The sequence below is a fragment of the Bacillus sp. TH50 genome (assembly GCF_016650565.1).
Classification (GTDB): Bacteria; Bacillota; Bacilli; order Bacillales; family Bacillaceae_G; genus Bacillus_A; species Bacillus_A mycoides.
Genome location: NZ_JAEKFM010000007.1, coordinates 159,904 through 174,619, shown reverse-complemented (window position 1 = coordinate 174,619; position 14,716 = coordinate 159,904). Strand labels below are relative to the sequence as shown.

At 35.1% G+C, this 14,716-nt stretch carries 11 protein-coding genes; 4 read left to right on the top strand and 7 right to left on the bottom strand.

The features are described 5' to 3' along the window. Positions 1-380: 380 nt before the first annotated feature. Positions 381-3,164 carry a tetratricopeptide repeat protein gene (locus JFU23_RS17985; RefSeq protein WP_201032405.1) on the top strand — a complete coding sequence of 928 codons (2,784 nt, stop codon included), beginning with the start codon at positions 381-383 and terminating at the stop codon, positions 3,162-3,164. A 43-nt stretch (positions 3,165-3,207) separates the two neighbouring features. Here JFU23_RS17985 and lepB read toward each other — a convergent pair whose 3' ends face one another. The 3 genes from lepB to JFU23_RS17970 form a co-directional block, all read right to left on the bottom strand. Then, on the bottom strand, positions 3,208-3,744 hold the full coding sequence (gene lepB, locus JFU23_RS17980; protein ID WP_137059867.1) for a signal peptidase I: 537 nt from the start codon (positions 3,742-3,744) through the stop codon (positions 3,208-3,210). Positions 3,745-4,031: 287 nt separating this feature from the next. Then, on the bottom strand, positions 4,032-4,712 hold the full coding sequence (locus tag JFU23_RS17975; RefSeq protein ID WP_002029577.1) for a lysoplasmalogenase: 681 nt from the start codon (positions 4,710-4,712) through the stop codon (positions 4,032-4,034). Positions 4,713-4,835: 123 nt separating this feature from the next. After that, the gene (locus JFU23_RS17970) at positions 4,836-5,786 is read right to left on the bottom strand and encodes a DMT family transporter (RefSeq protein WP_085308936.1); all 951 of its coding nucleotides are present in this window, start codon (positions 5,784-5,786) and stop codon (positions 4,836-4,838) included. 426 nt (positions 5,787-6,212) lie between these two features. Here JFU23_RS17970 and JFU23_RS17965 point away from each other — a divergent pair, with 426 nt between their 5' ends. Then, complete coding sequence (locus JFU23_RS17965) at positions 6,213-8,138, top strand: heavy metal translocating P-type ATPase (protein ID WP_201032404.1); 1,926 nt, start codon at positions 6,213-6,215, stop codon at positions 8,136-8,138. A 184-nt stretch (positions 8,139-8,322) separates the two neighbouring features. On the opposite strand, the gene JFU23_RS17960 is transcribed toward JFU23_RS17965, so the two are convergent. The 3 genes from JFU23_RS17960 to JFU23_RS17950 are packed head-to-tail and all read right to left on the bottom strand — an operon-like array spanning position 8,323 to position 10,231. Beyond that, positions 8,323-9,192: a YihY/virulence factor BrkB family protein gene (locus tag JFU23_RS17960; RefSeq protein WP_113770747.1), complete on the bottom strand. Its 870-nt coding sequence runs from the start codon at positions 9,190-9,192 to the stop codon at positions 8,323-8,325. Between the two features lie 5 nt (positions 9,193-9,197). After that, the gene (locus tag JFU23_RS17955; protein ID WP_201032403.1) at positions 9,198-9,713 is read right to left on the bottom strand and encodes a DUF4075 domain-containing protein; all 516 of its coding nucleotides are present in this window, start codon (positions 9,711-9,713) and stop codon (positions 9,198-9,200) included. Positions 9,714-9,766: 53 nt separating this feature from the next. Then, on the bottom strand, positions 9,767-10,231 hold the full coding sequence (locus tag JFU23_RS17950) for a low molecular weight protein-tyrosine-phosphatase (protein ID WP_085308933.1): 465 nt from the start codon (positions 10,229-10,231) through the stop codon (positions 9,767-9,769). 175 nt (positions 10,232-10,406) lie between these two features. Here JFU23_RS17950 and JFU23_RS17945 point away from each other — a divergent pair, with 175 nt between their 5' ends. Then, entirely contained in the window at positions 10,407-10,631 is a 225-nt protein-coding gene (locus JFU23_RS17945; RefSeq protein ID WP_002010236.1) for a DUF1128 domain-containing protein, read from the top strand. A gap of 192 nt (positions 10,632-10,823) precedes the next feature. Then, positions 10,824-13,490, top strand: coding sequence for a cation-translocating P-type ATPase (locus JFU23_RS17940; protein ID WP_201032402.1), 2,667 nt, complete (start codon positions 10,824-10,826; stop codon positions 13,488-13,490). A 138-nt stretch (positions 13,491-13,628) separates the two neighbouring features. Here JFU23_RS17940 and JFU23_RS17935 read toward each other — a convergent pair whose 3' ends face one another. Continuing rightward, positions 13,629-14,711 carry a toxic anion resistance protein gene (locus tag JFU23_RS17935; RefSeq protein ID WP_201032401.1) on the bottom strand — a complete coding sequence of 361 codons (1,083 nt, stop codon included), beginning with the start codon at positions 14,709-14,711 and terminating at the stop codon, positions 13,629-13,631. Between the last annotated feature and the right edge of the window lie 5 nt (positions 14,712-14,716).

Below are 14,716 nucleotides of genomic sequence, written 5' to 3'. Positions count from 1 at the left end.
ATAATGAACTCTACTTCTATTCCATTCCTTAAATAGAGATTTAATCAGTGGTTTTTTATCCATCCCCACTGATTATTAGCCTGAACCAATCGGGATTTTACGGGCAGCAGGGCTCCCACTTAACTTCCTTGCATTCGCTCAATTTTGGAGTAGGAGTCTTACTGCCTATAAATAGCGAGATAAAAAAATAAAAATTCATAGGCTTATTTTTTTGTTACAATAAAGGGAAGTTACTTTTTGCAACGGTTTAACTCTCAAGAAAAATGATATATCTAGCAAAAAAATAGTTTGGTCTATATAATGCAACTTCTACCTATTAGAGTAACATGCACCCTTTTACATACAACATCATTTTTCTAAATTATACAGGGGGAACGAACATGACCATTGAAAAACAATTTATCCAAAAGATTTACTATAAAACATTTTTAACAGAAGACTCTTCCATTCCGGTAGCGGAAGTACTCGGTGAAGCATATATAAATGAATCAAAGAATGAATTCTCCAATATATCTAATATTCGCTTTGCACAAGGTGAAGTTTATTTTCAAACTAACGACTTTGAAGCCGCTATATTCAAATGGGAGAAAGTAAATAATGAACTTGCTCTCTGGGCTATGAAGAATATTGCAGATGCTTATTTCGAATTAAATTTCTTGCCAAAAGCAGAAGAAATTTATACATCTATCCAAACAGAAGATACAACTCTTACAATGGAAGTTTCCCTACAACTTCTTTCCCTTTATATAGAGCAAAATCGTTTAGGACTAGCATTTAAGACGATTAGCGAAGCTGTTGCATTTCAACCAGACTATCCAAATATTACTGCAATCGCTCGATCGTTCTATGAAAAACAAGAAGATTGGAATAATGCTATTGAACTCGCTGTTCAAGAAGGAATTCGAACAAAATCATTACACTGGTTCGATACTTTAATCAATTATGTGAACAGAGGCTTTACTAAAAAAATTAAACCTGAGTATTTCTATGAATCTTTAAAAGCCTTATATACAATTGATCAAGTTCAATTTAAAGAGCTTGTTATCTCACTTTGGAACAGCTATGAAAATGAATCATTCCATCTACCTTGGATTCAAACAATAAATCACCTATTCTTACATGTTGAAGTAGATGCTCATGACGATTGGAATGAAATTTCTACTCGCTATCAAGAGACGTACTTCGAATTGATTACTGGACAACATTTCATACACGAATTACAAGGACTTGTACCAGATTTATTAACAAATTGGTTTAGTTTAATGAGAGCGGAAGATTCTTTACTTGTCTCCGCAGCAGTATTAGCATGGAATGAAGTTTCACCGACAACTCTAGAATCATTACTCGTAAAAAGCGCAGGTGCCTTACTTTCAAATGCATCAACTCATGCAAATGTTGATATGGCAGACGTATCAGCATTATTTGAAACGATTGCTGCATGGGCTGAGAAGAATGATGTAGATTTAGGTCATCAATTCACACTACTTGTTCGTGAGTTATACGATTTAACTGTTACACAACTTCTAGTAGCAGGAGCTAGCGATTATGATAAATCAGCCTTTATTAACTCTATACTAGGAGAAAATATATTAAATGAGGCTATAACAACTTCAATTACATTTAAAGATGATAGTCAAACTGAAATAACTGAGCTTACAGAACTAGATATACGAAATATACCAAACTTTGACGAACTTCATAACATACTAGCGGTACCTTCTCAGTCAAAACTAGAAAGAAAATGTATTGAAGTTAAATTACCAAGTAGATTTTTACGAAAAAATAAGTTTTCATTCCTTGTCACACCTACTGTGCATGGACAACTTGACAAAAACAGCTCTCACTTTGAATACTTACAGGCAGCAGATAGTCTCATCTATGTCCTAAATTCAGCTTCACCATTACATGATGAAGAGCTCGATACATTATTATATATTCGTGAGCAAGTACCAAATTTACAAATTAAATTCGTCTTACAAACAATTGATACGAATACTAGTGAAAATATCACGAACAGCATTAAAAAGAAAATACTCGTACATTTCCCAGAAGCACACTTTTTCCCTTACTCTCCTTCACAAGAGAGTAGTGAACAGCTAGGTAACGTAACAGACTCTATTCTTTCTAACCTTACTCAGCGTAACGTGGAAAAAGAACGCATTGAAAAATTATTATGGTTTATCCAAAAAACAATTGCATACCTTGTAAATGAACGTGTGGAATTAGAAAATACGTTAGTGAAATCCGTTCGCTGGAATAAACATATTTTAGTAAAACTTGATGGTTTTATTAATAATCTTACTGCCATTCAAAAAGATAAAATTCGTTCTATTACAGAATCTTATCTCTTAACGAAAGAAGAGATTACGCAGGATATACATTCTCAAATTCCTGAATTGTTGCAGAGTTGCTCTGACCTCGTTCAAGAAGATAGTGATTTCAAACTGGTCCATGAAGAACTAAATGTAGCAATGAATGCAAGAATTCAAAAACATGTACAGCAAGTGCTTCTTCCTAAATTTACTGGATCTATTCAAGCATGGATTGAAACTGCTCATAATGAATTCATTCAAGCTCAGGCTTATTTAGATGAAATGAGCGATACCTTTAATAAGCTCTATGAGGAAGAGCGTATTAAACTTCCTTGTGATTTCAAATTACTAGATGACTGGGATAGAGATGTTGCAAGAATGACGAATAGAATTACAGTAGCTAACATCAATATTTTATTACGCTTTACACCGACACAATTTTTCTTAAAGAGTGCAGGGAAATTATTCGGTAATATGCAAAAAAATCAATCTATGCTATCAAATAAATATAAACAATATATTGAAACAGAAGATTATACAGAAGTTGCTCAGATGATTTCAAAACAATTCTTCCTTCAATTTGAAGTATTTGAAGGTGCGCTAGAACGGGATATCATGATGTTCTTTAAAGACCCTCTTAGCATATTGAAACAAACCGTAGAAGCGGCCCAACTTGAAATACAAGAAGATGAGCAAACATTAACAAAGCTAAGAACAAACCCAGAAACTTATCATGATCCTTTAACACTCTTTAAGTTGCAATTGTTACAACGAAAATTCATGTTAAATATCGACCAAAATAATGAACATATTGCTTCACAAGAAACAATAAATAAAACACCAACTGTTTAAATAAGAAAAACCAAGCAACTAATTCGCTTGGTTTTTCTTATTTTTAATCTACAATTTTCACATGTTCAAATGGATAATATATCGCCATGAACTTTCCTAATACTTCTGTTCTATCAATGAGCCCTAAGCCGTTCCTACTATCCCTACTAACTAAACGATTATCTCCCATCACAAAAATTTTATTTTTAGGAATTGTAATCGGTCCAAAATCTTCAGTTAAATTGATAAGTAATTTTTCTGCCTGTTTTTTATTATTCTTTAAATACTCTTCATTTTTCATTTGATGATTAACATATAATTGATCATTCTTCATCTCAATTACATCTCCTGGTAATCCAATAACTCTCTTCACGTAGAAATTATCTGTCTTCACGACAATAATATCCTCTCTCTCATAACTTTCAAATCTCTTTGCAAGTTTATTAATAATCACTTTATCTCCATCTTGTAACGTCGGTCTCATCGATGCTCCTTTTACAGTCGTAGGGAAAAACAAAAAGATTTTTGCCAAAAACACTAATAAACATGCAATTGCAATTATTTCAAAGAATTCACGCAAACGTTTTTTCTTTTGCATCATTCCACCATCTCATCATCTTTTTATTTTTATTATAAGTACTCCGACTAGTTAATTTCCACAAAATTCTGAATTATAACATTAGAATATTACAAATATAAAAATAATAATTCCTATAAATTCACTATTTTTATATACTATGTTTTCCATCTATCAAACAGGACTTTTCCTATGAAATTTATGCTTAGAAAGTATAAAATACTGCACGAATTAAACAAACAAATATAATAGCATAGCAATAAAAAAGATACTCTCAAAATAGTCTATCAACTATTTTTGAGAGTATCTTTTTATAATCCTACATATACAATACACATCTGCGCTGCGACATATGTAAACCAAATCCAAAGCGGTTCATACTTCAGTTTGCGCCCTCCGATATCTGTCACGCCGATAATAAAATCAGAAATCACAAACAGTAAACCACCAAGTGCTGGTATCCACCATATTCCTATATTCTCGTAATATAAGGCAAATGCAAAACATGCCATTCCTCCAACCCACAAACCGTAAATTAGAGCGCCTATTGTAAAAAGTTTGTCTTGTTTTTCATTTCGAATAAAGAAAAACCACCCTATAATTAGAAAGAGTCCGTATACGAATAAACCGATCCAAAAACCATTCCATGAAATACCTGTTTGTAAAAATGCTTTCACATAGAAACAATGTGCAAGAGCGAAAGTAACCATTCCTCCAATTAATCGATGACCAATTGGAATTAATCCTGCCATAAATAAATCCCCTACAGTTGATAAAGTCATACCGAGTGCAACCCACGTACTGTACTCAGCCGATGGATCTTGTAACCATATCCAAATTGCACTTCCTGTTAAAGAAAAACTAAGAATAAGACGAACTGCTAAAGGTAACGGCATATTATTTCTCGTTCTCTTCGTCTGTCCTATTGCATAAATTGCTCCCATTAAAAAAAGAATAATTTGCCCGACTAACACAATGTAAAGTACATTCATAATATGTTCTCCTCAATAAATGCATTATTCTATCTTTTTTCGTTACATATATCACATTCTCCTTTTTCTATGTAAAAAAAGAAGAACAATACTGTTCTTCCATTTTAATAGTTTTTCTGTTCTCTATGCTACTTGTTTTTCTTGCTCAACTTTCTTTTTAACCGGGTTACGATTTACTACAATAATTCCCGCTGCGACACATGCTAAACCAAATAGTACAAAGGAATGGATTGCTTCCCCTAAAATTAGACTTGATAGTAGCACACCAAACACTGGTATAAAGAACATATACATCGAGACTTTCCCTACTTTGTTATACTTCATAATTGTATTCCATATACAGAATCCGGCTGCTGATAAGAACGATAAATATATGAGCATAAGTATTGCATGTAGATTAAATGTGAATGGCATCATTCCAACTTGAAATGCACCTATACATAGCAACCCCATTGATCCGAAAATCATCTGATATGCTGTCATATACCCAATATCTAATGTTTTACTACCTTCTTTCGCTAATATGTTTCCATACGAATACATCATGGCTGCCCCAAGAAGTAATAAGCTACCTATTCCAAAATGAAATGATAAACTTCCATCACTCGGTACATTCACTAAAATCACACCGCAAAAACCGATAGCTACTCCAATTACTTTTCGCCTATTTAGAGCATCATCTTTATATAAAAAGTGTGCGAGTAAAATTTGAAAGAATGATGATGTTCCTGAAATAATCGCTCCTTCAATTCCTGAGCTGTAACTCATTCCAATATAAAAACATATATATTGAAGAAAAGTTTGAAACAAGCCAATTTGAACTAACTGCTTTCCTGTTCCTTTTTTGAACTTCATATCTTTTCCTAAAGCTTTAAAAAATAATAAGAGCATTACACCAGATAAGAAAAAGCGATAGCCAGCAAATAATATTTGTTCCCCGACTTCTTGTGGCCGAATTCCAAGTTCAGCATAGCTTAATTTAATAAAGGGAAATGCGCTTCCCCATAAAAATGTTGCTACTATTGCAGCAATAAACACACCAATCGGATGGGTGAAAAATTTCTCTGTCTTCAACTTGATGTCTTCCTTTCCGACCTTTTTATGAACAATATTCATATATACCAAAGGAAATGCGAAAACACAAGTTTTCAGTTTATCCCGCTATTCGCCGGGCAGTAAAACTCCCACCTCCAAATTCGGCTGGGGCAAAGAAGTTAGGTGGGAGCCCTGCTGCCCGTAAAAGCCCGATTGGCGAGGGCTAATAATCAGCGTGGGATGAACAAAACCCCCACTAATTAAAGTTTCACTTTATACTAAAACAAAAACATATCATCTAAGAAAAACATATGCTATACTATAGAATAATTACAACATAATAACTATTAAAATCAGATTCAACAGAAATGCTGCTATCCATTATGGATGGCAGCTTTCGTCGTTTTATAGGGGTTTCGATTTTGATTCTTTTTCTCAATAAGAATTCGGAAGGAGCGAGTATTAATGAACGCAGAAGTAAAAACATTACAAGCACAAAAAGATATTTCTAATCCCTCTTTATGGGATACATTAAAGAAACATTATGAACTTATATTTGCAATCGCATCTGGTATTTTTATTTTAGCTGGTTGGTTATTCACAAAAAATGATGCAATAAGTGCAGGTATTACTTTATATATCCTTGCTTATGTAATTGGAGGATTTGCAAAAGCGAAAGAAGGTATTGAAGACACAATTGAAGAGAAAGAGCTAAATGTTGAAATGCTCATGATTTTTGCAGCTATCGGTGCCGCAGTTATTGGTTACTGGGCAGAGGGTGCTATTTTAATCTTCATCTTTGCATTAAGCGGAGCAATGGAATCTTATACATTAAGTAAAAGCCAAAAAGAAATTTCAGCGCTTCTTGATCTACAACCTGAAGAAGCATTACGTATTTCAAACGGAACTCCGGAACGTGTTCCAGTTGAACAATTACAAATTAACGATATTATTTTAATTAAGCCAGGTGAGCGTGTTCCTGCTGATGGCACAATTCATACTGGTGAAACAAATATTGATGAAGCTGCTATTACAGGAGAACCCATTCCGAATGAGAAAAAATTCGGCGATGAAGTATTTGCCGGCACTGTAAATTTACGTGGTGCTATTGAAGTTAAAATTACGAAGCCGAGCGATCAAACATTATTCCAAAAGATTATTCGTCTCGTTCAAAGTGCACAAAGCGAAAAATCCCCATCACAACTATTCATCGAAAAATTTGAAGGAACATACGTAAAAGGTGTACTACTTGTTGTTGCGCTTATGATGTTTGTTCCTCATTTCTTACTTGATTGGAGTTGGAATGAAACGTTTTATCGCGCGATGATTTTACTTGTAGTCGCTTCTCCTTGTGCGCTAGTTGCAGCCATTACACCGGCAACTTTATCAGCAATTTCAAACGGAGCGAGAAACGGTATTCTCTTTAAAGGTGGTATTCATTTAGAACGTCTAGCTTCAGTAAAGGCGATTGCCTTTGATAAAACAGGAACATTAACACAAGGAAAACCTACTGTAACAGATGTATATGTTCGAGAAGGCATAGCAGAAAGTGAAGTACTTTCTATTACAGCAGCGATTGAAAGTCACTCTACACATCCTTTAGCAGAAGCGATTGTTAAATATGCAAAACATGCTTACGACATTACGATAAAAAAACCAGAAAACGTTGAAGATGTAACTGGTTTTGGATTAAAAGGAATATTAGAAAACAAATCTTATAAAATTGGTAAAGCTGATTTTATTGGAGAAGAAGCAAAGACATTTCATAATGGCATTTCTGCTTCACTTGAAAAAGAGGGGAAAACTGTCGTTTATATTAGTGATGAGGATGGTATTCTTGGACTGATCGCTTTAAAAGATACCCTGCGCCAAGAAACGATAGCGGCTATTCGTGATTTGCAAAGCATTGGTGTCGAAGCAATCATGATTACTGGTGATAATGAAGAAACAGCAAAAGCAATTGCCAATGAAAGTAATATAAAAGAATATTACGCATCATGTTTACCGGAAACAAAAGTTGAAACGATAAAGCAGTTAAAAGAAAAGTACGGCATAGTCGCCATGGTTGGAGATGGTATAAACGATGCACCGGCCCTCGCTACTGCTAGTATTGGTGTTGCAATGGGTGAAGGAACAGACGTGGCATTAGAGACTGCAGACGTTGTTCTTATGAAAAACGAATTATCTCGTCTCTCTCAAGCAATCCGTTTATCAAAACGAATGAACCGTATTGTGAAGCAAAACGTTATCTTCTCTTTAGCTGTCATTGCAATGCTGATTTGTTCAAATTTTTTACAGTTTTTAGCTCTTCCCTTCGGTGTTATTGGACATGAAGGAAGTACCATTCTTGTCATTTTGAATGGTTTACGATTATTAAAAGGAAATAATTAAAACGGGTCCTGATAAAGGACCCGCTTTTTTTTAATGGTAGCTATTGTGACCGTTCGCACTGCTGCTCGTTTTATGCTTTGGATGCGAACTGCTCTTTTGCTTATTATTGCTTTTATTATTGTGATTCTTTTTATTATTACTCATGAAATATCCCCCCTGTTCCCTTTTATTATGGAACAAGAGCTCATTTTTCATTACGGGAATTATTGTCACCCGTTCTATAATGATGGAGTAAACCATTAATTTCACCGCCAAGTAAAATTACCCATCCAGTTAAGTAAAACCATAACATTAAAATAATAATACCACCGAGACCACCATATGTATTAGCGTAATTTGCAAATTTATCTACATAATAGGCAAATGAGTATGATACCACAATCCATCCTACAGTAGCAAATATTGCTCCCGATATGACTTCTCTTCGCTTTAATTTCCGATCGGGCGCAAATGTATATAAAAAGCTAAACAAAGCGATTAAGACAAAGAAACTTGCTACTAAACGCGTAATACTCCAAACATAAGAAAAACTATCCGATAAACCAATTGCTTTAAACACGGCTGCCCCAATCACTTGTCCAAATACTGGGACGATTAGTGCAAACACAATCATAAAAATTATCGCTAACGTGAACACGATAGATAAAGCTCTTGTTTTAATAAAGGAACGGGTTTCTGTTACATCATAAGCGCGGTTAAAAGCGTTCATAACCGCATTCACCCCGTTTGAAGCAAACCATAACATCGATAGTAAACCGAATGATAATAAACCACCATTTTGTTCGTTTACAACTTTATCTACGTTTACTTCAATTAAGTTCATCGCATCTTCTGGTACGTACGGTTCTAATAAATTGAGCACACTTTCTGTTTGAAGGTCAATAAAGCCAAGAAGCGTAATTAAGAAAACAAGCCCAGGGAAAATCGCAAGCAAGAAGAAATAAGCGAGCTGTGCTGCTAAGCCCGCTACATCATCGCGCATCGTCCGGTCATATAAATCTTTCCCAAACGAAAAAGTGCGATTTCTTTTTGCTTTTTCTAGAAATTTCCTCATATTTTTTAGACGCTTTTCTTCTCTTCTTTATTTTGCTTTAGCTCAATGTATGCTTCAGTTTTTTTTTCCTCTGCATTTGAGTCTTTCATAAATAATTCACGCGCTTCTTTCATACCACCATCTTCAGCTACCACTGGCTCTTCTTCTGCTTTAAGCTCATCTACCTTTGGAGATACAGCTTGAATTTCAATCGTTTCCGGCTTTTCTACTGGCACAATCTTTTTCTTACTAAACATTTCTTTCGTTTCTTTTAACGTTTCTACAACAGACGGCGTCAATTTTTTAATTTCTGCTACTTTCGCTTTCACTACATTGAAATCAGCAAGTTCGCGTCCTTTATCTGTAACAGTTTGCACTTTTTCTTTTATCTTCGCATTTTCACCAATTTCAATCATCTTTGTTTTTGCTTTTTCAGCAGTGTTTTTTACTTTTTCACGGTTTTCTTTCTTCAACATAGATACAGCTACACCTGCAGCTACACCAAGCGCAATGTTTCGAGCAATATTATTTTTCTTTGCCATATTCCTTCACCCTTTCATTTCTTATATTAGAAAGTATTACTTTCTAAGCTTCCTCATATTCCTTGTTCATTTCGAATGAAAGCTAATAGCTTTACACACCCTTCTGTTACAAGGTCATACACTTCTTGGAAGTTCCCTGTAAAGTAAGGGTCAGGAACGTCTGTCCAGCCACCGTCTGGAACAAAATCGGACAGTCTACCAATATAGCCTCCAGTTTTACCAAAACTTTTTAAATCTGCTATATTCTTGTTATCCATGGCAATAATATAATCAAACTTTGTTAAGTCTTCTTTTTCTACTTGCCGTGCTTTAATTCCTTCAAAAGAGACTTCATTTTCTTTTAAAATTTTTTTTGTTCCTTTATGTGGTGGATGACCAATATGCCAATCTCCAGTTCCTGCAGAATCAATGACAATTTTCTCTTCGAGTCCCTCTTTTACGACAAAATCTCGAAAAATTGCTTCTGCCATTGGAGAACGACAAATATTCCCAAGACAAACAAACAATACTCGGACCATATTTTTGTCTCTTCCCTTCTTGGTGCATTTCTTAACATATACTTATAGTATAAACAACCAATTATTAATTATAAAGGAAATCCCTACTAATTTAATAGGATTGAAAAGTTTCATTAACGAAAATGATAAAAAAATGTTAAGATAACCTTATGTTATTTTAAAGGGGGACACTTCGGTGGATTTATCCGTAAAATCAGAAGCAAACGTTGAATATATGGTAGAAGCTATTAAAGAAAAATTACGCATGGTTAATGCTGGAGCAATGAGAGCTGCTAGTTTTAACGAAGAAATGTACGAGGACTTACGTGACATTTATGAGCACGTTATGAAACGTGAAACATTCAGTATTAGTGAAATGCAAGCTATTACTGAGGAATTAGGTACATTAATTAAAAAATAACAAAGAGCCTCACGTATTCGAGGCTCTTTTAATTTCAACAAATTCATGACAACTCTTCTCTTTTCCTCCTCACATTCTAAATTACTGTACAATGAAAGTAGAACCTCACCTTAGATTTTTTCTCCATACATACTACTCTAAAAAAATTGCCACACTACCATTGCTAACTGTTTTTACTGGAGGTGCTTACTTATGAGCAATTGGTACAGTAAGACGAAAAATCAAACATTAATCGACCTAGAAACAAATGAACAACACGGTTTAACAGATAAAATCGTAAATGAACGTTTAAAGCAGTATGGTTATAATGAATTAGCTACCAAACAAAAACGTACTTTATGGCAGCGCGTTTTCGCCCAAATTAATGACGTCCTCGTATATGTCCTTATTATCGCGTCCCTTATTTCCGCCTTTGTAGGTGAATGGGCTGATGCAAGTATTATCGCGCTCGTTGTAGTTTTAAATGCTGTTATCGGTGTAATCCAAGAATCGAAAGCGGAACAGGCTTTAGAAGCATTGAAAAAGATGGCAACACCTAAAGCTATCGTAAAGCGAGATGGTGAACTAAAAGAGATTCCATCTGAGCACGTCGTTCCAGGTGATATCGTCATGCTTGATGCCGGGCGGTATATCCCCTGCGATTTACGACTTATCGAAACTGCGAATTTAAAAATTGAAGAATCTGCTCTAACTGGTGAATCTGTCCCTGTCGATAAAGATGCAGTCTACCACCCTTCCATGCAAAATGATGAGCAAGTACCATTAGGTGATCAAAAAAACATGGCCTTTATGTCGACGTTAGTAACATACGGACGTGGCGTCGGTGTTGCTGTTGAAACTGGGATGAACTCACAAATTGGCAAGATCGCTACCCTTTTACATGAAGCAGACGATGATATGACACCACTTCAAAAAAGCTTAGCACAAGTAGGAAAGTATTTAGGATTTGTCGCTGTAGCTATTTGCACTACTATGTTTCTCATCGGTTTTTTACAGGGCCGGGATACGTTAGAAATGTTTATGACCGCAATTAGTTTAGCTGTTGCAGCCATTCCAGAAGGCTTACCAGCTATCGTTTCCATCGTTCTTGCAATTGGTGTTCAGCGTATGATTAAACAAAACGTTATCATTCGTAAACTACCAGCTGTTGAAGCTCTCGGTTCTGTCACAATTATTTGTTCAGATAAAACAGGTACATTAACTCAAAATAAAATGACCGTTACTCATTTTTATAGTGATCGCACATACGACCAGCTAGAAAATTTGAATGTAAATAATGATGCACACCGTCTATTATTAGAAAATATGGTTTTATGCAACGATGCCTCTTACGGTGCCGACTCACAAACAGGGGATCCTACAGAAATTGCCCTTCTTGTTGCCGGAAGCTCTTTTAACATTCAAAAAGATCATTTAGAAAATAAACATGAACGTGTTAACGAATTGCCTTTCGATTCTGATCGTAAAATGATGTCAACTGTACATACGTACGATGAAGGCTACTATAGCATGACGAAAGGTGCTATTGATAAACTTTTACCTCACTGTACCCATATCTTTATAAATAATAAACTTGAGGTCCTAAAAGATTCTGATAAAAATCAAATATTAGAAGCTGCCGGGTCAATGTCGCAAGAAGCCTTAAGAGTACTTTCATTCGCATATAAACGATACGATTTAAACGATATGGATATAAATCATCTCGAAGAAAATCTCATCTTTATCGGTCTTGTCGGTATGATTGATCCACCACGTACAGAAGTAAAAGATTCAATTACAGAATGTAAAAAGGCTGGTATTCGCACAGTTATGATTACGGGTGATCATAAGGATACCGCCTTTGCAATTGCCAAAGAACTTGGCATTGCTGAAGAAATATCTGAAATCATGATTGGAACTGAATTAGATAACATTCCAGATACAGAACTAGCAAGTAAAATTAATCACTTAAATGTATTCGCTAGGGTCTCTCCAGAACATAAAGTGAAGATTATAAAAGCATTACGTGCTAAAGGAAATATCGTTTCCATGACTGGTGACGGTGTAAATGATGCTCCATCTTTAAAACAAGCAGATGTTGGAGTAGCAATGGGAATTACAGGAACAGATGTCGCAAAAGGCGCAGCAGATGTAGTTTTAACAGACGATAACTTCTCATCTATTGTGAAAGCTGTTGAAGAAGGAAGAAATATTTATCGTAATATTAAAAAGTCTATTCTCTTCCTACTCTCTTGTAACTTCGGCGAAATTATAGCTCTCTTTTTAGCTATTTTACTCGGCTGGGCAACACCACTACGCCCTATTCACATTTTGTGGGTAAATTTAATTACAGATACACTGCCTGCATTATCACTCGGTGTTGATCCTGAAGATCCAGATGTGATGAAGGAAAAACCACGACATGCGAAAGAAAGCTTATTTAGCGGCAGCGTTCCTTTTCTTATTTTCAATGGGGTTGTAATTGGACTTCTTACTTTAACAGCCTTTATCGTTGGGGCAAAGCTCTATACAGGAGATACAAATTTATTTCCTCTCTTCCCAGATCAAATTGATGAAGACGCTCTATTACACGCCCAAACGATGGCATTTGTCGTTCTTAGTTTTTCTCAACTCGTTCATTCATTTAACTTACGTTCAAGAACGAAATCAATTTTTTCAATTGGGATATTTACAAATAAATATTTAGTCTTCTCACTTCTAATCGGTGTTCTTATGCAAGTGTGTATTATCTCCATCCCACCTCTTGCCAATATATTTGGTGTGCATGCATTAACAATGCGAGATTGGGGATTTGTTCTCTTGTTAAGTATCATTCCGCTTGTTGTGAATGAAATTATTAAATTATTTAAGAGAAAATAAAAGGCAATGAGGAATATTCCTCATTGCCTTTTCGTTTATCCCGCTATTTGCCGTGCAGTAAGACTCCCACCTCAAAATTCGGCTGGAGCAAAGAAGTTAGGCGGGAGATGAACATCTCCCACTGATTAAAGTTTCACTTTATCCTTGTAATTCTTTTTTGATATTCTCTGTTAATGTAGCCATACGCTTGCGACTTTCTTCACGCTCACGTTTATTTTGCTCTTCAATTTGTTGTGTTTCTTGCATACCTCTTGAAATAATGTTCCAAGTTTCCTCAAGTGTTTCCATCTTAATACTAGAAGAACCTGATAATCTCGCTACTTCCACACTCTGAGTTGCGATATTTTGTGCATTTTTCTTAAGTAATTCATTTGTACGGCGATCAAGTTCAGCCATAGAGTCCGCAACAAGCTTTTGACGTTTCGCATTTACCGCTTGAATGATACCATTTTTAAAGATAGGAATCGTTGTAATAAATGCTGTATTGATTTTACCGATTAATTTATTGTTACCGCGTTGAATCATACGAATTTGTGGTGCCGTTAATAGAGCAACCATACGTGCTTTTTCTAAATCATCAATACGTTGTTCTAAAATTTCAACAGAGTTTTTAAGCGATTCTAATTCAATACCCGCTAACTGATCATTATTACGTATGCGCTCTTCGTACATCGGAACTAACTCTGTATTTAAACGCTCTAATAACATTTCCCCTGCTACTACGTATTTTTCTAAGTCTAAATAATACTTTAAGTTTTGCTCATATAAACCATCTAACGTACCAATTGATTTTTTCATTTCATCTTGATACTTCGTAATTTCTACGTATACTTTATCCATTTCGCGACCCATCGTCTGATACTTACTAAAGATTTGTTCAATCATTTTATCTGCTTTTTTGAACATACGTGAGAAGAAACCACTTTTCTCTTCCACAAAGTCTTTACTATCAAATCTGTCCATAATTTTACCAAGCTGTTTTAATAATTCACCAGAGTCTTCTACTTTCGATAAAGACATTGTATGTAAAATTTGATCAGCGAAACGTGAAATTTCCATAGAAGGTTCTTTTCCGAGTTCTATTAATTCTAATTGATCTTTAATATCTACTGCGTTATAAATACGTTGCACTTCTGCATCTTGTCTAAGTTGCAAGCGAACATCTTGTGCGGTTTGCTCATTCAATTCTGTTTTCGAATCTAGTACGACTGGGTTATTCATATGGT

Coding starts and splice junctions, on each gene's coding strand:
- JFU23_RS17965 (WP_201032404.1), top strand. CDS start 6,213: ATGAACGCAGAAGTAAAAACATTACAAGCACAAAAAGATATTTCTAAT.
- JFU23_RS17960 (WP_113770747.1), bottom strand. CDS start 9,192: ATGAGGAAATTTCTAGAAAAAGCAAAAAGAAATCGCACTTTTTCGTTT.
- JFU23_RS17985 (WP_201032405.1), top strand. CDS start 381: ATGACCATTGAAAAACAATTTATCCAAAAGATTTACTATAAAACATTT.
- JFU23_RS17940 (WP_201032402.1), top strand. CDS start 10,824: ATGAGCAATTGGTACAGTAAGACGAAAAATCAAACATTAATCGACCTA.
- JFU23_RS17975 (WP_002029577.1), bottom strand. CDS start 4,712: ATGAATGTACTTTACATTGTGTTAGTCGGGCAAATTATTCTTTTTTTA.
- JFU23_RS17955 (WP_201032403.1), bottom strand. CDS start 9,713: ATGGCAAAGAAAAATAATATTGCTCGAAACATTGCGCTTGGTGTAGCT.
- JFU23_RS17935 (WP_201032401.1), bottom strand. CDS start 14,711: ATGAATAACCCAGTCGTACTAGATTCGAAAACAGAATTGAATGAGCAA.
- lepB (WP_137059867.1), bottom strand. CDS start 3,744: ATGATGCAAAAGAAAAAACGTTTGCGTGAATTCTTTGAAATAATTGCA.
- JFU23_RS17950 (WP_085308933.1), bottom strand. CDS start 10,231: ATGGTCCGAGTATTGTTTGTTTGTCTTGGGAATATTTGTCGTTCTCCA.